The following is a 17,543-nucleotide window of genomic DNA, read 5'->3' on the forward strand; positions in this document are numbered from 1 at the left end:
CTCATACTTATTCCTTTGGTTCGATTCACCACCTTTCTGTGCGTAGACCGCACTACGGGAATGTTTCGAATCGCGGGATCTTTGTTTCGATTGCAACGGAGCGGCCGCGATGCCCAAGCGTTACGACAGAACGCCGCGTTCAGCTGCGGTACTCGCCAGACTCGATGCGGCGCAATCTCTTAGGTTGTAACATCATGTTTTGACACGTTCTCGCCACGGATCATCGGTATTCGACCAAAATCGGAATACCGGGAAAGTCGCGATGGGTGCATGCAGCTGGTTCAGAGTCGCATTGTTTGTTCTCGCGTTCACGAATGGCGCGACTGCACAGGACATGCCGTCGGAGCTTACGCCTGTCGGCAAGGCCGTCCTTCAAGCCGAGATCGCGGCCAAGGACCGCTCGGGATCCGGCAAGCTGGTGGACTCTCCGTTGGCCGTGTGCACCTTCCCGGGCGGCCTGTGCGGCGCGGTTCGGCCTGACGGTTCGGTGGCCGTGCCGCCGCGATACGATTGGGTCGGCGACTTCTCGGACAAACGCGCCGCAGTTCGCAGCGGAGGACTGTACGGCTTCGTCGACAACGAAGGGCACGAGGTCGCCGCACCGCAATACGGCCTCGTGGACGACTACAAGTTTGGCTTTGCGCAAGTCGAGGTCGGGGGCAAGTCGGGCCTGATCGATCGTGACGGCAAGATGATCTTCGCGCCGACATACGGCTTCATCGAGGCGATCGGTCCCGACCGCTTCCGCGTGTCGGATTTTCCGCGACGCGGCGGAACCATTGGCGCCGAGGATTTCTCGGGGATAAGGACCACCTACACCTCAAACAGCGTCAGTGTCTCCGCCCCCCTCGAATTCAAGACGAATGGCGTGATCGATCTCTCCGGACAATGGATAGAACCGGCGGCGCCGCCATCGCGCGAATTCGACAAGACAAGTCCATCAGTTCGCTGGGTTGAAAGAGGCGGATTGTGGGGGTTGTTGCAAGCCGATGGAAGCTGGCTGGTCGAGCCGAAGTTTCAGCGGGCGGAAGCCCTAAGTGACGGCCTGGCGCGCGTGACTCTCAGCAGCAAGGTTGGCTTCATTGATGGCACAGGGAAATTCGCCATCGAGCCCGTCTTCGACACGGCTTGGCCGTTCAGGCTCGGCCTTGGGCGCACATCGGCAAAACGAGACGGCAGCTTCGGCGTGATTGACAAGTCTGGATCCTGGATATTCCAAACCAATCACCAGCAAATTTATCTGGCGATTGCGCGTAACGGAGGCTCCTCCGAGGTGCCGTACGGATGGCACTTCAAGCAGGCGGACCACTGGGGTCTTCTGGACCTCGACGGCCGTACTGTGCTCGACGCAGCGTTCGATCAACCCGTCCAGTATTGTGAAGACAAGCGGCTGATCGCCTACAAGAACAAGCAATGGCTGTATTTCACGGAAGGCGGAAATCCTCTGCAACCTCCTGGAAGTCGGTTGATCGATGCGACATGTGGCGCCGCACCGCCGTACACCCTGCAAACCGGAGACACGTTCCAGCTTGTTGACGCACGCTTGCAGCCTATCGCGCCGATGCAGTTCGAGGCAGTCGTGCGAATAGGACGGGATGCCAGGAATGCCAAAGTCGATGGCAAATGGGGACGCATCAGGTCCGACGGGAGTTGGCTCGTCGAGCCCCGATTCGACTACCTTTCGACCAATCCCGATCCTTTTGTCGCGTCCATTGACGGTAAGCGCGGCGTCATGAAATCGGATGGGACATGGCTGATCGAGCCCAAATTCGACGCCGTTCGAATCCGACAAGACGGCACCGTCTTTGCTTCGACCGACGGAGCGACAGGCATCATGCGGCTCAAGGATCAATCCTGGGTCATGCAACCTCGCCCGGGCGTCATGTGCGATATCGGCAACGCGATCATGTCCCAAGCTGGCGGAAAACGCGTGATCCTGTCTCCCGCCGGCGAGGTCTGGATCGACGCCGACGCCGAACGCGTCGGTATCAACCTCGACTTCGGATTGCTGACGTTCTTGAGAAACGGAAAGTGGGGGCTGGTCGACACCGCCGGGCATGTGATGGTCGAGCCGCAATATGACGAGCCGGTCTATTTCGGGCCGCGCGATCGTGGCATTGCCTGGGCCAAGCAGGCCGGCAGATGGTGCCCGATCGACCGACGCAACCATTCAGTCCCAGGGATCGCCTGCTCCGATGTCAATCCGGCACCATCCCTGGCACCGCGGTTCGAATGCAAGATCGAGCCATGAGTTCGATCTACACAGGCCGATGATACGTGCTTTGGTTCCAGCTCAAACTCCGATCGCGTTACGCATCACCACATCCCGATAGAATGCCGCGCTCAGCTTCGGCACGCGCGCTTGGGTCTCGAAGTCGACCCGGTAGAGGCCGAAGCGCTTGCCGTAGCCGAAGACCCATTCGAAATTGTCCATCAGGCTCCACAGGAAATAGCCGCGAATCGGCACGCCCTCGGCGATCGCACGCTGCATCTGGGTCAGGTAATTGCGCAGGAACATGATGCGGTCGAGATCGTAGACCTGGCCGTCACTGGCGATCTTGTCCTCGGACGAGGTGCCGTTCTCGCTGATATAGATGGTCTCGATGTTCCAGATTTTTGCGGCGAGACGCGGGGCCCAGTAGATCACCTCGGGGCCGACCCGCAGCCATTCCGAGTTCATGTGCGGGAACGAGGTCGGGAACGGCAGCACGCGGAAGCCCGACGCGCGATCGGAGGCCGCGACGTAGTATTGCGGCGCGTAGATGTTGAGCCCGACGAAATCGTTCGGCGTGCCGATGATCTTCAACTCCTCAGGGGTGAATTTCGGCGCATCCGCGCCGGCATAGGCGAGGAAGCCGTCGGTGTACTTGCCCTCCAGCACCACGCCAAGAAACCCGGCGTTGAGCTCACGCGTTGCGATCTCGGCAGCGCGGATATTTTCCGGCGTTGCGATCGCGGGCACGCAGGCTGCGATATTCTCGGCCGCACCGACACGGGTGCCGGCGCGGCCCGACGCACGGATCGCCTGCACGGCGAGCCCATGCGCCAGCGCGACGTGATGGCGCGCCTGGTTGAGCTGCTGCACCGGCAGCTTGAGGCCGGGCGCGTCGATGCCCCAGCCATAGCCGAAATTCACGAAGCGCCCGACCTCGTTCACGGTGAAGATGGTTTTGACCCGATCGGTCAGGCGCGCGGCGACATAGGCGGCGTAATCTGCAAAGGCCTTCGAGGTGTCGCTCGACTGCCAGCCGCCGACGCGATCCTGGAGCGCCTGCGGCAGGTCCCAGTGATAGAGCGTCGCATAGGGCTCGATGCCGTTCGCGAGCAGCTCGTCGACGAGCCGGTTGTAGAAATCGAGCCCTTTCGGATTGGGCTGGCCCGATCCATCCGGAAACACCCGCGGCCACGCAATCGAGAAGCGGTAGGCCTTGACGCCGAGCGCCCCAATCAACGCGACGTCATCCTTGTAGCGGTGATAATGCTCATTGGCGCGGTCGCCGGTCGAGCCGTCCTCGATCTTGCCGGGCGTGTGACTGAAAATGTCCCAGATCGACTTGCCGCGGCCATCCTCATCGACGGCGCCCTCGATCTGGTAGGACGAGGTCGCCGTGCCCCACAAAAAATCCTTGGGAAAGGGCGCGTGCGCGTGGCGATCGGCCGGTGCGGGCGTCTCATTGTCTGCAGCCTTGTTATCTGCAGCCCTGGCACCCGCCGCTGCACCAAGCGCGGCGAGCCCCGCGAGCTTCGCAAGATCGCGCCGCGAGACATCAGCTGACATCGCTATCTCCGAGCCTGCTCCATATCGATCTGATAGGCGGAAATCCGGTCGATCTCGAATGCGACGGTGGGCGGCGATTCCGCATCGACGGGGCCGACGCCGACAAAGAATTTCGATCCGATCGCGAGATTGACGATCATGTACATGGGATCGTCGAAGCCGATCGGCACCTTGATGTCGGAGACCGGCTTGCGGTCGATGAAATAGACCAGGCGATCCTCCTCCCACAGCACACCATAATTGTGGAACACGCTGGAGGCGTCGCCGACCGCATAGTCGAAGCCACAGGACTGGATCTTCTGGGTCGACGGAATCCGCCAATGCGTAGTCATCACGAGATCGCCGGGCCGCTCGCCGCGGCCTTCCAGCACGTCGACCTCCGGCGGCCAGCCGCCGTCGTCCGCCAGCATCCAGAACGCCGGCCAGACCGCATGGCCGACCGGCACCTTGGCGCGGATTTCGAAATAGCCGTGCTTCTGCGCGAACGTGCCCTGGGTCGTCAGGATTCCCGAGATGTACTCGTTGTTGAACAGAACGGACTTCAGCTCCGGCGGCGTGCGGCTGGCGACGATCGAGAGCACACCGTCCTTCACCTTGAACGGATCAAGCCCAAGCGGCGTCCCCGCACGCCCCGAATAGCGCGGATCGACGTAGATCTGCTGCTCGCCATTGGCGCTGGTCTTGCGCTTGAAGTCGGAGCCGTCGCCGCCCCAATAGCGCGCTTCCGGCCACGCCGCACCGCCGGCGTAATGCGGCACCCAGCGACCTGTCGCAAGCGGATGCTCGTCAAAGTCATCGTTGAAAGTCCGGCGCAGCGGCAGGAACGCGAGCAAGGCGGGATTGGCCGTTTCAAGCTTGCGGCACTCGATCATGGAGGGATCGGTGGTCACTTGCAGCGTCATCGTGCCGGGCGCAGCATCGAGATCGTCCTGCGCGACGCCCGGCGCGGGCACGGCAGACAGGCCGATCGCAACCAGAGCGCCCTTTGTCCAACTGTCGATCATCACCGCACATCGAACATGGCAGAAAACTTGGCAGGATATGAGCAGGTTAGCTCGCCTGTCTTCGAGCGGGCAAGCACGGCCATCTGTGCGGGCGGGCGATTTCGAAGAGGTCATCTCGACATCGCATTCGCGTCGGCCGGAAATCGCGTCAGCCCGGGCGCACTATCGGCGCCAACCGGGCCAGTTCCGCGCGCCCCGGCGCCGCCAGAGAGGCGCCGGTCCCAAATCCTTCCGCATTCGTTACCGTCCCTTAAGCCTCCGATGGCAGTTTGGCCGGGATCCGCGGCCCTGCCCGTCGAACCGCCGATCCATCAGGTCCAAGGTCGTCGCTCATGTTTGCCGAGACGCTGGAAGCGGTTCAGTCCTCGCCGTCGAAGCGGGCTGCATATATCCGCTTCGTGCTGGTGGCGCTGGCGTCGATCGCGGTCTTCAAGGCCTTCTGGTTCGCACGCTTCGGCGGCTGGACGGATCGCGAGCTCGCCGACTTCGATGCCTTCCACATCGTCGCGCAGCACGTCTGGCGCGGCGATCTCGACCAAGTCTATCATTTCGATGCCCTGCTGAAGATGCAGATGGAGGCCGCCGGCGGCGCCACCGGCTTCATGCCCTGGACCTATCCGCCGCAATACGACCTCCTGCTCGCGCCGTTCGCATTCCTGCCGGTCGGCGTCGGCTATCTCCTGTTCACCGCCGCGACCCTTGCGCTCTATCTCGTGACGCTCCGGGCGATCGCCGGCCGGAATTTCGCGCAGGTGCTGGTGATCCTGTTTCCGGCGATGGCGATCACCATCGGCTGCGGGCAGAACGGCTTTCTGACGGGGGCGCTGATCGGGCTGGTCTGTCTCAACGTGGAGCGGCGGCAGCTGTTGGCCGGCCTCGCGCTCGGCGCCATGGTGATCAAGCCGCACCTGGCGATTGCCGCCGGCGTCTATCTGCTGGTGACGCGGCGCTGGATTGCGCTCGGAACGGCCGCGGCCGTCGTATTGGCGAGCTCACTGCTCTGCACGCTCCTCTTCGGGTGGCAGATCTGGTTCGCGTGGCTCGGGGCGATCAGGGAATCGGCAGGCTATCTCGAGCAGGGCTTCTATCCACTCTTCCGCATGATCTCGACCTATGCGGCGCTGTACAAAGCCGGCCTTCCCGCAAGCGCCGCCTTCTGGGGACAGACGGCCGTTGCCGGGCTGGCCTTGTTCGCCGTCCTTCTCGGTGCGGCGCGGGGCGCTGCACCGGCCTTCACGCTCGGTGCCGCCGTGATGGTATCCGTGATGATCAGCCCCTATGCCTATGATTACGATCTGCCGATGGTCGGGATCGGTCTGGCCCTGATGCTGCCCGATCTCGCCAGGATGGCGAGCCCGCGCGAGCGGAGCGTCATATACGGGCTGATCCTGTTTGCCGGAGCCTATGGTCTGTTGCAGTCGGGGCGGCTCGCGGTGCAATTCGGGCAGAAGGCCGATCCCGACCAACATTTCGCGCCCGCCCTGGGCGGCTTCGCCCTGATGACGCTCCTGATCCTGCTGCTGCGGCTGCTGTGGCGCGGGACGCAGCCGGCGCCCATCCTGTCGCAGGCCGCAGAATAACGGCTCTAGGCCCGCTGCAACGCCAGCGTCACGCCGCCGAGCGTTAGCGCCATCGCCGCCCATTCGCGCAGGCCCAGCGGCTCGCTCAGGATGATCGCGGCGGAGACGACGCCGATCACGGGGACGATCAGCATGCCGGTCGAGGCCGAGGTCGGCGGCAGGCGGCGCAACGTCTCGAACCAGGTGACGTAACAGACGCCCATCGGCACCAGCGTCATATAGACGAAGCAGCCGAGTCCCAGCGGGGTGATCGCGGTGATATCGGGTTGCTCGAACAGGATGCCGAGGATCAGCATCGTGGCGCAGCCGAGCCCAACCTGCCAGGCGACGACCACGAGCGGCGGCATCGGCAGCGGCTTGCGGTTGAGCACATTGCCGAGCGCGAACAGGATGGCGCAGAGCAGCGCGAGCGCGATGCCGAGCAGCTTGTCGGCGCCGAACGCAAAGTCGTGGCCGCCGAGGAGCAGCGCGACGCCGGCGACACCGAGGACGAGACCCCAAATATCCCGCATGGTCGGCCGCGTACCCAGCACCGGCCAGGCGAACAGCATGGCCCAGATCGGCATCGTATAGGCGAGCAGAGCCCCCTCGCTCACGGTCACATATTTCATCGCGACCGTGCCGAGCCCCATCCAGGCAAGGACGTTGGTGAGGGTCGCAAACAACAGCCGCGGAATCGCCTCGCGCGGAACGGCGAAGGATTCCTTCCGGCTCAGTGCCAGCGCGCCGAGAATGAGCGAGGCGCAGACGCCGGCCAGCCCGCGCGCGAACAGCGGCGGCCATTGCTGGAGCAGCAGCTTCATCAATGGCCAGTTCAGCGCCCAGCCGAACGCGGTCACACCGAGGCAGAGAAAGCCGATCGTCCTGTCGCGCCGCGCCGAATCCATGGACAGCGCTTAGCAGGCGGGTGCGGCGCACTCCACCTCGGCTGGCGCATGCGGGCCATGGCGGACGATGGAACCCGGAACGCCGGTACCCGTTCAAATGGGAGCGGGTGGCGGTGGTGCCGCAACGCAAACGAGGGAGACGTACCATGCCCACAGCCGAGACGGATCACGTCTACAAGATCCTGGAGCTGGTCGGATCATCCGAAACCTCCATCGAGGATGCGATCAAGAACGCGATCAGCCGCGCCGCCAAGACCATTCGCGAAATGAAATGGTTCGAGGTGGTGCAGACACGCGGTCACATCGAGAACGGCGCTGTCCGCCACTACCAGGTGACGCTACGCGTCGGCTTCACGCTGATGGACTGACGCGGCGGACGCCGCGCGAAACCGTCATGCCGCGGCGGCGTGGTTAACATCCGACGATGAGAGTCGATCAAAATATCGACGACCTCATCCGGCGGACTACGGACGCGCAAAATCATCGCGGAAGTTGCAACAGGCCGTTAAGACCAAAGTGAGAGGTTTGCACCGATTTGGAGCAAGCCCGATGGTGACGAGCCGCGAACTCGGCAAGACGCGCCTTCCGCTCTGGGCGGCGGGCTTCGTCGTGCTGATCTGCGTCGCGATCCTCGGCTTGAGCGTCTGGCGCGAATGGGAAACGCACAATGCCGATCTCAGGAACGCCGAGGTCGACGTCGCCAACCTCGCGCATTCGCTGGTCCAGCACGCCGACGACACGTTCGAGCTCGCCGATACGATCCTGGTCGGACTGGTTCATCGGCTCGAACTCGACGGAACCGGCCCGGACACGATCGCAAAGCTCCAGACTTATCTGCCGACCCGCAAATCATCGGACCGCATCCGCGGCATCTTCGTCTATGACGCGACGGGTCGCTGGCTTGCCACGACCGAGCGCCTCGACTTCTCCAAGCTCAACAACAGCGACCGCGAATATTTCCAGCACCATCGCGACTCTCCGGACACGGGCACGCTGATCGGACCGCCCATCAAGAGCCGCGCCGGCGGCCAGTGGATCATCACCGCGTCACGCCGGATCAACCACCCCGACGGCAGCTTTGCCGGCGTCGCGCTGCTCACGCTCGACGTCAGCTATTTCGTCAAGTTCTACGAGCGCTTCGATTTCGGGCCGAACGGCTCGGCGTCGCTGCTCAACAACGCCGGTATCATGCTGGCGCGCAGCCACGACGAGAACAGCGCCTTTGTCGGCCGCAACCTGTCCAAGGCGCCGCTGTTCAGGGATTGGGAGAGCCGTCCGGCGGCGGCGGTCTACTATTTCAAGTCACCGCTCGATGGCGTGCAGCGGCTGAGCTACTACCAGCGCAGCAGCCGCTATCCGCTGATCGTGCTGGCAAGCAAGTCGCAGGACGACGTGCTGGCGCCCTGGCGACGCGCGGCGGCCGTACGCACGGCCTTCGTGCTCGGCCTGGTCGTGCTGATCGCGGTGATCGGCTTCTACCTGGTCCGCCAGCTCTGGCAGCGGCAGCGAATGGCGCAGGCCCTGGTCGCGAATGAAGCCCATTTCCGCCTGCTCGCCGAGCAATCCAGCGATATGGTATCCCGGATCGGGCTGGACAACCGACTGCTCTACGTCTCTCCCTCGTGCGTACGCATCATCGGCTGGTCTCCCGACGAACTGCTCGGCAGCTCGGCGGTGGCCGGCATCCACGCGGACGACATGGAGCGGGTCGAGCAGGCCATCGCCGCGCTGAAGAACGGCGAGGCCGAGGAAGCGCGGTTCGTCTATCGCCAGCGCCATCGCGACAAAGGCGATATCTGGGCCGAGGCGGCGTTGCACGTGACCCGCGCCTCCGACAGCGGAGAGATCGACGGCGTCGTCGCGGTCGTGCGCGACATGACCGAGCAGAAGGACTTGCAGGACAAACTCGCCTCGCTCGCGACCACCGATGGCCTGACCGGCCTTGCCAACCGCCGCGCGTTCGACGAACGCCTCGCGGAGGAATGGGCGCGCGCCCGGCGCGACGGCACGCAGATCTCGCTCCTGTTGATCGATGTCGATCATTTCAAGAAGTTCAACGACCATTACGGTCATCAGGCCGGCGACGGATGCCTGCGCGCGCTCGGCCGGATCCTGTCCACTCAGGCCAGGCGCCCGGCTGACCTCGCGGCGCGCTACGGCGGCGAGGAATTCGCCGTGCTGTTGCCGAACACCGGCCCGGAGGGTTGCGCCGAAGTCGGCGAAGGGATTCGCCAGGCACTGCACGATCTCGCCATGCTGCATGCGCAGAATCAACCCTCCCGGCTGGTGACGGCAAGCATCGGCGCTGCGACGAGCCTTCCGTCTCAGACCGTGCTGGACTGCAACACGCTGGTCGCTGGCGCCGACCGCGCGCTCTACGCCGCCAAGGACAGCGGCCGTGACCGCATGGTGACGTCGGGACAGGTCGTGCCCTGGCCCGCGAAGAGCGCGTGACGAAGCCTGCCAGGCGCCGCCCTTTCCTGGGTAGCTGGCAAGCGCGGCTAGCGCGGTGTGCACATGCGGCACATCGGCGCGCGCCAAATCCTGCCCACCATCGCTTGCGCACTGATTTCTGAATGGCTACATGCCGAGGCGATGTTGGGGGACCGCCGGACTTCGACGATCGAGTCCGTGCGGTACGGCCTCATCGTGGGGCAATGCAGACGAGACGGCCGTGAACGAGACCATGCCGGCGGACATCCCGGGGCGCGGGGTGGACGCGCTGAGACAGTTGCGCGCCATGACGGCCGACATCTGCGATGTCGTTCCGCTCACCGCAGAGGACGATTTCCATGTCACCACCGTGACGATGATGACCCGCAATGCGTTGCTGGTCGATACGCGCGCGACCGATCAGGAATACGACCGGACACCCGCGCACGTCGCCCGCGGTGCGATGGATCACTTTCAGATCACCCTGTGTGTCGAAGGCGAGATGCGGTTCAGCTCGGGCCGACGCGAGGTGACGATGGAGCCCGGCGCCATCTGCCTGATCGACATGGCGCAGCCGAACCGGACCGTGCTGCGCGGCGGCGGCAGTCGTACCCGCCTGATGGCGATCATCCTGCAACGCGCCATGCTGGCACCACGGCTCGCGCATCCGGATTCGGCCACGGCAACCTTGCTGCCGTCAAACCATCCTCATACGCGCCTGCTTGCCAGCCATTACGCTGCGCTTACGCTGCCACCCGAGCCCGAGGCCGGCAGCGCCGAAGCCACGATCGAAGCGATCGCCGACATCGTTGCCGCAGCCGCCGGCGGGACCGCCGACATTGCGGCCGGAGTCGAACGCGCCGAGCGGCATCTTTATCTTGCGATGATCAAGCGCCGCATCGCGGACAATCTCGAGACCGATGCGCTCACCGCAGACGAGTTGTGCCGCCACTTCCAGATCTCGCGCGCGACCCTCTATCGGCTGTTCGAGGCGGATGGCGGACTCTCGCACTACGTGAGGGAGCAGCGCCTCAATCTCGCTTTCCGCCAGCTGATATCGCCGTCCGCGGAGGACACGCGGCTGATCGACCTCGCCGTCGGCATGCGCTTCAGCAGCGATTCCACCTTCATTCGCGCATTCCGCCGCAAGTTCGGCTTGACGCCGGGCGAACTGAGGGAGCTGGCCGACCATTGGCTCCGCGAGACCGGTGCGGTCCCGACCATCGACACGGTGCTGCATCAACTGGCCCGCCGCCGCACCTCGTAGCCACGAAGCTGCTACGCTCGACACCCGTATCGCAACGTTCGGCCTTTGCGCCCGGATTTGTCGCCCGCGTTCCGGTGGGATATGACTTTGAGCACGGCCGGATGTTTCGGTCCGGCCGGGAGCGTTCCCGTGCCTGACGAGATCAAGCTTGTCCTCTTTGACATGGACAATGTCCTCTGCGAATACGACAGAGGAAGGCGCGTCGCGTTTCTGGCGGAGCTTGCGGGGACCACCAGTGAGTTCGTCTACACGGCGATCTGGGAGACCGGATTCGAGCTTCTCGGCGACTCCGGCACGCTCGATGCCGCCGACTATTTGCGGGGATTTGGCGAACGCATCGGCTATCCTCTGTCGCTCGATGAGTGGGTGGAGGCACGCCGCCGTTCGATGAAGGCCGATCGCGCGATGCTGGAGATTGCCCGCCGCCTGCATGAGACCATCGATGTTGCCGTCCTGACCAACAATACCACGCTGGTCGCCGACCATATCGACACGCTACTGCCGGAATTGCGTCCGCTGTTCGGCTCCCGCATCTACACTTCGGCCCGGTTCAAGGCGGCGAAGCCGGACCCGCGCTGCTATCGCCTCTGCCTGTCGGAGCTACAGAGGACGCCGCAGACCGTTCTGTTCGTCGATGACCTCGCGGCAAATGTCGCCGGCGCGCGGGAAGCGGGCCTCTTCGCGCATCATCACACGTCGGTGGAGGCTTTCCGGCAGGCCCTTTCGGCGCACGGCCTGCTCAGGGACGGATGAACGGGCGCACCGCCTCGCGCGACGTCAGGCGAGGTGGCACGCCACGAAGTGCCCGCCCGCGCCTTCCTTCAGCTCCGGCGCGCTTTCCGAACACCGCGGCTGGGCGATCGGACAACGGGTGTGGAAGTGGCAACCGGACGGCGGCTTCATAGGGCTCGGCACGTCGCCCTTGAGGCGAATGCGTTCACGCTTGAGCTTGGGATCGGGCACCGGTACCGCCGACAACAGCGCCCTGGTGTAGGGATGCTGCGGATTGCGGTAGAGATCGCTCGCTTTCGCCAGCTCGACGATCCGCCCGAGATACATCACGGCGACGCGGTCGGAGATGTGCTCGACCACCGACAGGTCGTGCGCGACGAACAAATAGGTGAGGTTCAGCTCCGCCTGGAGATCCTCCAGCAGATTGATCACCTGCGCCTGGATCGACACGTCGAGCGCGGATACCGGCTCGTCGCAGACGATCAGCTTCGGCTCGACCGCGAGCGCCCGCGCGATCACGATGCGCTGGCGTTGGCCGCCCGAGAATTCGTGCGGGTAGCGGCGCATGTGCTCCGCCTTGAGGCCGACCTTCACGAGCAGGCTGGCGACGCGCTCCTCGCGCTCCTTGGCCGACGACCCGAGCTTATGGATGATCAGGGCCTCACCGAGGATGGCGCCGACCGTCATGCGCGGATTGAGCGAGGCGAACGGGTCCTGGAACACCAGCTGCATATTCCGCCGCATCGCGCGCAAATCATTGCCGCCGAGCTTGCGCACGTCCTGGCCGTCGAAAGTGACCTCGCCGTCGGTCGGCTCGATCAGGCGCAGCACGCAGCGGCCGGTGGTGGATTTGCCGCACCCGGATTCGCCAACGAGGCCAAGCGTCTCGCCGCGGTTGACCGAGAACGAGACCCCGTCGACCGCATAGACGCTGCCGACCTGGCGCGACAGCAGGCCGCCAAGCACGGGGAAATATTTCTTCAGGCCGCTGACGCGGAGCAAGGGCTCGGTCATGCCGTGCCTCCCAACTGCGTATCTCCGAGGTGACAAGCCATGCGATGGCCGGGCGCGATCTCGCGCAGCAGCGGCTCCTTCTCGGTGCAGACGTTCATGGCAAACTTGCAGCGCGGGGCGAAGCGGCAACCGACCGGCGGATTGATCAGGATCGGCACCGAGCCGCCGATCGCTTCGAGCCTTGTCTTGTGCTCGCTGTCGAGATCGATGCGCGGGATCGAGCGGATCAGCCCCTGGGTGTAGGGGTGGCCGGGATTGCCGAAGAGGTCGTCGACGAGCGCTTCCTCCACCACCTTGCCGGCATACATCACGACGACGCGCTGCGCGGTCTCGGCGACGACGCCCATGGCGTGGGTGATCAGCATCACCGCCATGCCGAAGCGCTCCTTCATGTCCTGCAAGAGGTCGAGGATCTGCGCCTGGATGGTGACGTCGAGCGCGGTGGTCGGCTCGTCGGCGATGATCAGCTTCGGCCTGCAGGCGAGCGCCATCGCGATCATCACGCGCTGGCGCATGCCGCCTGAGAACTGGTGCGGATAGTTGTGCACGCGGCCTTCGGCGTTGGGGATCTGCACCAGCTTCAGCATCTCGATGGTGCGCTCGAGCGCCTGCTTCTTCGTCACCGCTTCATGCCGGCGCAGGCTCTCTGCGATCTGCTCGCCGATGGTGAGCACCGGATTGAGCGAGGTCATCGGCTCCTGGAAGATGAAGCCGATCTCCTTGGCCCTGATCTCGTCGAGCTGACGACTCGTCAGCGGCACGAGATCGCGGCCCTCGAAGATGATCTGGCCCGCCGCGATGCGGCCGGGCGGCATGGCGATTAGCTTCAGGATCGACATCGCGGTCACGGTCTTGCCACAGCCGGATTCGCCGACGACACAGAGCGTCTCGCCCTTGTTGATCGAGATGTCGACACCGTCGACGGCCTGCAGGATGCCGTCGTCGGTCGAGAAGTGGGTTTTCAGCCCTTTGATTTCCAGCAGCGGCGCCATCAGATCACCCGCCGCGCATCGAGCGCATCACGCAGGCCGTCGCCGATGAAGTTGATGGCGACCACCGCGATGAAGATCGCGCCGCCCGGAAACAGCGCCCAGTGCGGGCCGATGTCGAGGAAATCCTTGGCGTCGTACAAGAGCCGGCCCCAGGTCGGCGTATCCGGCGGAAAGCCGAGGCCGAGGAAGGACAGCGTCGATTCCGCGATGATGGCGGCCGCGACGTCGATGGTGCCGGCGATGATCACCGGACCGAGCGCATTGGGCAGGATGTGCCGCACCACCTGGCGCACCGGACTTGCGCCGAGCGCACGGGCGGCCTCGACGAACTCCTTCTCGCGGATCGACAGGAACTGCGCGCGCACCAGCCGCGCGACCGGCATCCAGCGCAAGCCGCCGATCACGAGCACGATCAGGATGAAGATGCCGCCTTCGGGACCGAACGTCTGCTTCAGCCCGTCGCGGAAGAGATAGATCAGCAGCAGCAGCAGCGGCAGTTGCGGCAGGGACAGGAAGAGATCGGTGAGCCACATCAGGCCGTGGCCGAGCGCGCCGCGCGACATGCCGGCGAGCGCGCCGATCAGGACACCGATGAAGACCGAGACCAACATCGCGGCAAGGCCGACCGCGAGCGAGATGCGGCCGCCATAGATCATGCGGGCCAGGATGTCCTGCCCGAGATCGTCGGTGCCGAACGGATGGGCGAACGACGGCCCCTGCATGCCCGCCACGATGTCGATGTCGTCGATCTTGACCCGCCAGACGAAGGGGCCGGCCACCACCGCCAGGATCAGAATGAGGAGCAGAAACGCACTGACCACGGCGAGCTTGTGGCGGCTGTAGCGCCGCCACATCTCGCGCCAGGGCGAGTAGACGCGCCGCTCAGCGGAGGGAGATGCGAGGGTCAAGCCAGCCATAAAGGACGTCCGCGATGAGATTGAACAGCACGACGAGGCACGCGAAGACGAAGGTAACGGCCATCACCACCGGCGTGTCGTTGGAAAGGATGGAGGAGATCAGCAGCGAGCCGATGCCGGGGATGCGGAAGATCTGCTCGGTGACGATGGCGCCGCCGAACACGGCCGGCATCTGCAACGCAATCAGGGTGACGACCGGGATCATGGCGTTCCGCATGACGTGCTTGACGATGACCTTGGCCTGCCCAAGACCCTTGGCGCGGGCAGTGGTGACGTAGTCGAGCCGGATCACGTCGAGCATCGCCGAGCGAACGAAACGCGTCATCGACGCCGCCTGAAACAGACCGAGCACCGCCACCGGCATGATCGCCTGCCGGATCATCTCCAGCACCCAATGGATGCCGGTGCCCTTGATGTCGGTCGTATAGACGAAAGGCAGCCAGTCCAGCGTGACCGAGAAGATCAGGATGAACAGGATGCCGGTGAAGAAGGTCGGCAGCGAGAAGCCGATGAAGGCCAGCGTGTTGGCGATCTGGTCGAACAGCGAATAGGGCTTTGTCGCCGCGTAGACCCCGACCGGGATCGCGATCAGGAGCGCCAGAATCTGCGCCGAACCGATCACATAGAGCGTCGCCGGCAGACGCTGGAGGATCAGCGTGTCGACGTTCATCCGGCTGACGAAGGAGAAACCCCAGTCACCGTGCAGCATGGCGTTGAGCCAGTGCAGGTAACGAAGGTAGATCGGATCGTCGAGGCCGAACTTCGCCCGAAGCGCAAGAGCGACCTCGGGCGGCACGTTCGGATTGGTCGCCAGTTCCGAGAAGGGATCGCCGGGTGCCAGGGCAAGCACGACGAACAGCACCAGGGAGATGCCAAGCAGACTCGGAATGGCGATCAGCAGACGACGCAGGACATACTGACTCATAAAGGACGATCCCGGTTTAGGCCTGCGTGATCATTCCTCCCGGTACCAGTCGAACAGATTGTCGGTCTCGTTGGCCCAGCCGGAAACGACCGGCCGCAGATTATTGGCGGCCGCCTCGACCTTCAGGCGGTGCTGCACCGGAATGAACACGGTGTCCTGGTACATGAGGTCATTGGCCTTGATGTAGAGCTCGGCACGCTTGACCGGATCCATCTCGCCGTCCGCAGCCTGGATGGTCGCGTCGTACTCCTTGTTGACCCAGCGCGGGAAGTTGGTGCCCTGCCACTTGTTCTCCTTGGTGGCGACCAAGGTCGAGAGATAGCGGCGCATGTGCTGCGACGGATCGGGCTGGCTCAGCGGGATCTGGAACATCTCCATGTCGGCGTAGAACTTGGAATAAGTGTCGGGATTGCCGACGTCGGAGGAAAAGAACACGGAGGCGACGACGGATTTCAGCTCGACGTCGATCCCCGCCTTCTGGCAGGCCTGCTTGACGATCGCCTGCGTCTTCTGGCGCGGGCCGTTGATCGAGGTCTGGTAGAGGAGCTTCAGCTTCTTGCCGTCCTTCTCGCGGATGCCGTCGGCGCCCGGCTTCCAGCCGGCTTCGTCGAGGATCTTCGAGGCCTTCTCCACGCTGAATTCCCACGAGGTGTTCTTGGACACGAACTTTTCGGGACCGTTGAGGAAGTTGGCGGTGGTGCGGCCGGCGCGGCCGTAGATCGCCTTCTTGACCGACTCGCGATCGATCAGCAGCGAGATTGCCTTGCGCACCGCCGGATCGGAAAACAGCGGGTGCTTGGTCTTCATCGACGAGCGTTCGCCATCGACCTCGGTGTTGGGGTCGGTGAAGTTCAGTGCGATGAACTCGGTGTCGCCGCCGACCGCGTAGACGGTCTTGCCCTTGCCGCCCTTCTCCAGGCGCAGCAGCACGTCGTCCTCGACCTGGATGTTCCAGCCGAAATCATACTCGCCGGTCTGGATCACCGCGCGCGCGGCGGAGACGGCATCGCCGCCGCCCTTCATCTCGATCGAATCGAAATAGGGGCGGTTCGGCATGTGGTAATCGGGATTGATCACGCCGCGGACAAGATCGCCCGGCTTGAACTCGACGAACTTGTAGGGGCCGGTACCGACCGGCGAGAGGTTGGTCGGCGCCTCCCGCGATTTGGACCCCATATAGTCCTTGAACAGATGTTTCGGGATGATGGTGTTGGGAGCCCCGACAAAGGCGTCGGCCCAGAACGGCGTCGGCTTGTTGAAGAGGATGCGGACCGTGAGGTCATCGACCTTCTCGACCGTGATGTCGCGGAGCGTCGCGATCGTCAGTGCGGAGGTCGCCGGATCCTTGGCATATTCCCAGTTGAACACGACGTCGTCGGCTGTGAAGGGCGTGCCGTCATGCCATTTGACGCCGGGCTTGAGCTTCCAGGTCACCGACTTGCCGTCGGCGGCGAGGCCACCGTTCTGGATCGAGGGAATTTCGGCGGCCAGAACCAGCTTCATGTTGCCGTCGGGATCCCAACAGGCGAGCGGCTCGTAGAACAGGCGCGCGCCGTCCTGGTCCTTGGTGCCGGTGGCAAAGTGCGGATTGAGCAAGGTCGGTCCCTGCCACCACAACAGCTTCAGCGCACCACCACCTCCACGCTTGGTGGGCTTGTAGGTGGAGGCGCCCTCGGCCATGGCGACGCCGCCAAGCGCGAGGATCTGGTTGGCGAGCGGCGCCGTGAGGCCGACCGCGGCCATGCGCGTGATGAAGGCGCGGCGGTCCATCCGGCCGTCCTTCACCTGACCGATCATCGAACGCAGTTCTTTATCCAGCATCGTTGTCCCCCGTCTGGTTCCCGTATGGATGCAGGCAGCCGCGCCGCGGCCGCCGGGTTTTGCTGGCGGTAGATGGCACACCGAATGGGCCGCGCGTCAACTGGGACCGTGTGTATGCAAACGGTCTTCTGACTGTCTGTTGGGCAAAAGCAACGTTGGCAGCCCATCCGCTCGGCAATCCAGCATCAAAACT

14 protein-coding genes are annotated in these 17,543 nt (G+C 64.1%); 6 read left to right on the top strand and 8 right to left on the bottom strand.

What is annotated here, in order from left to right:
- Positions 1–292: 292 nt before the first annotated feature.
- Entirely contained in the window at positions 293–2,251 is a 1,959-nt protein-coding gene (locus ACKWRH_RS42410) for a WG repeat-containing protein (protein ID WP_445218387.1), read from the top strand.
- A gap of 42 nt (positions 2,252–2,293) precedes the next feature.
- Here ACKWRH_RS42410 and ACKWRH_RS42415 read toward each other — a convergent pair whose 3' ends face one another.
- Positions 2,294–3,778 (bottom strand): GH1 family beta-glucosidase, encoded by a 1,485-nt coding sequence (locus tag ACKWRH_RS42415; RefSeq protein WP_445218388.1) that lies wholly within the window; start codon positions 3,776–3,778, stop codon positions 2,294–2,296.
- Between the two features lie 2 nt (positions 3,779–3,780).
- On the bottom strand, positions 3,781–4,782 hold the full coding sequence (locus ACKWRH_RS42420) for a glycoside hydrolase family 16 protein (RefSeq protein ID WP_445218389.1): 1,002 nt from the start codon (positions 4,780–4,782) through the stop codon (positions 3,781–3,783).
- Between the two features lie 332 nt (positions 4,783–5,114).
- Here ACKWRH_RS42420 and ACKWRH_RS42425 point away from each other — a divergent pair, with 332 nt between their 5' ends.
- Positions 5,115–6,362, top strand: a complete 1,248-nt coding sequence (locus ACKWRH_RS42425) for a glycosyltransferase family 87 protein (RefSeq protein ID WP_445218390.1) — start codon at positions 5,115–5,117, stop codon at positions 6,360–6,362.
- Positions 6,363–6,367: 5 nt separating this feature from the next.
- On the opposite strand, the gene ACKWRH_RS42430 is transcribed toward ACKWRH_RS42425, so the two are convergent.
- Positions 6,368–7,249 carry a DMT family transporter gene (locus tag ACKWRH_RS42430; protein ID WP_445218391.1) on the bottom strand — a complete coding sequence of 294 codons (882 nt, stop codon included), beginning with the start codon at positions 7,247–7,249 and terminating at the stop codon, positions 6,368–6,370.
- Positions 7,250–7,395: 146 nt separating this feature from the next.
- On the opposite strand from ACKWRH_RS42430, the gene ACKWRH_RS42435 reads away from it, so the two are divergent.
- The 4 genes from ACKWRH_RS42435 to ACKWRH_RS42450 all read left to right on the top strand — a co-directional run bounded on the left by ACKWRH_RS42435 (position 7,396) and on the right by ACKWRH_RS42450 (position 11,702).
- Positions 7,396–7,617, top strand: coding sequence for a dodecin (locus ACKWRH_RS42435; RefSeq protein ID WP_445218392.1), 222 nt, complete (start codon positions 7,396–7,398; stop codon positions 7,615–7,617).
- Between the two features lie 181 nt (positions 7,618–7,798).
- Positions 7,799–9,703, top strand: a complete 1,905-nt coding sequence (locus ACKWRH_RS42440; protein WP_445218393.1) for a sensor domain-containing diguanylate cyclase — start codon at positions 7,799–7,801, stop codon at positions 9,701–9,703.
- Between the two features lie 220 nt (positions 9,704–9,923).
- Positions 9,924–10,949, top strand: coding sequence for a helix-turn-helix domain-containing protein (locus ACKWRH_RS42445; RefSeq protein WP_445218394.1), 1,026 nt, complete (start codon positions 9,924–9,926; stop codon positions 10,947–10,949).
- A 129-nt stretch (positions 10,950–11,078) separates the two neighbouring features.
- Positions 11,079–11,702, top strand: a complete 624-nt coding sequence (locus ACKWRH_RS42450) for an HAD family hydrolase (RefSeq protein ID WP_445218395.1) — start codon at positions 11,079–11,081, stop codon at positions 11,700–11,702.
- A gap of 24 nt (positions 11,703–11,726) precedes the next feature.
- Here ACKWRH_RS42450 and ACKWRH_RS42455 read toward each other — a convergent pair whose 3' ends face one another.
- From ACKWRH_RS42455 to ACKWRH_RS42475, 5 genes are read right to left on the bottom strand one after another with little or no spacing between them, the layout of a single operon-like run.
- Positions 11,727–12,695, bottom strand: coding sequence for an ABC transporter ATP-binding protein (locus tag ACKWRH_RS42455; protein ID WP_445218396.1), 969 nt, complete (start codon positions 12,693–12,695; stop codon positions 11,727–11,729).
- Entirely contained in the window at positions 12,692–13,687 is a 996-nt protein-coding gene (locus ACKWRH_RS42460; RefSeq protein ID WP_014491616.1) for an ABC transporter ATP-binding protein, read from the bottom strand. The genes ACKWRH_RS42455 and ACKWRH_RS42460 overlap by 4 nt, the downstream gene beginning before the upstream one ends.
- Positions 13,687–14,604 carry an ABC transporter permease gene (locus ACKWRH_RS42465; RefSeq protein WP_445218397.1) on the bottom strand — a complete coding sequence of 306 codons (918 nt, stop codon included), beginning with the start codon at positions 14,602–14,604 and terminating at the stop codon, positions 13,687–13,689. The genes ACKWRH_RS42460 and ACKWRH_RS42465 overlap by 1 nt, the downstream gene beginning before the upstream one ends.
- Positions 14,570–15,529 (bottom strand): ABC transporter permease, encoded by a 960-nt coding sequence (locus ACKWRH_RS42470; protein ID WP_445218398.1) that lies wholly within the window; start codon positions 15,527–15,529, stop codon positions 14,570–14,572. The genes ACKWRH_RS42465 and ACKWRH_RS42470 overlap by 35 nt, the downstream gene beginning before the upstream one ends.
- Before the next feature lie 30 nt (positions 15,530–15,559).
- Positions 15,560–17,350: a peptide ABC transporter substrate-binding protein gene (locus ACKWRH_RS42475; RefSeq protein WP_445218399.1), complete on the bottom strand. Its 1,791-nt coding sequence runs from the start codon at positions 17,348–17,350 to the stop codon at positions 15,560–15,562.
- Between the last annotated feature and the right edge of the window lie 193 nt (positions 17,351–17,543).

The organism is Bradyrhizobium sp. Pa8, assembly GCF_052588265.1.

Coding starts and splice junctions, on each gene's coding strand:
- ACKWRH_RS42415 (WP_445218388.1), bottom strand. CDS start 3,778: ATGTCAGCTGATGTCTCGCGGCGCGATCTTGCGAAGCTCGCGGGGCTC.
- ACKWRH_RS42420 (WP_445218389.1), bottom strand. CDS start 4,782: ATGATCGACAGTTGGACAAAGGGCGCTCTGGTTGCGATCGGCCTGTCT.
- ACKWRH_RS42425 (WP_445218390.1), top strand. CDS start 5,115: ATGTTTGCCGAGACGCTGGAAGCGGTTCAGTCCTCGCCGTCGAAGCGG.
- ACKWRH_RS42430 (WP_445218391.1), bottom strand. CDS start 7,249: ATGGATTCGGCGCGGCGCGACAGGACGATCGGCTTTCTCTGCCTCGGT.
- ACKWRH_RS42435 (WP_445218392.1), top strand. CDS start 7,396: ATGCCCACAGCCGAGACGGATCACGTCTACAAGATCCTGGAGCTGGTC.
- ACKWRH_RS42440 (WP_445218393.1), top strand. CDS start 7,799: ATGGTGACGAGCCGCGAACTCGGCAAGACGCGCCTTCCGCTCTGGGCG.
- ACKWRH_RS42455 (WP_445218396.1), bottom strand. CDS start 12,695: ATGACCGAGCCCTTGCTCCGCGTCAGCGGCCTGAAGAAATATTTCCCC.
- ACKWRH_RS42460 (WP_014491616.1), bottom strand. CDS start 13,687: ATGGCGCCGCTGCTGGAAATCAAAGGGCTGAAAACCCACTTCTCGACC.
- ACKWRH_RS42465 (WP_445218397.1), bottom strand. CDS start 14,604: ATGGCTGGCTTGACCCTCGCATCTCCCTCCGCTGAGCGGCGCGTCTAC.
- ACKWRH_RS42470 (WP_445218398.1), bottom strand. CDS start 15,529: ATGAGTCAGTATGTCCTGCGTCGTCTGCTGATCGCCATTCCGAGTCTG.
- ACKWRH_RS42475 (WP_445218399.1), bottom strand. CDS start 17,350: ATGCTGGATAAAGAACTGCGTTCGATGATCGGTCAGGTGAAGGACGGC.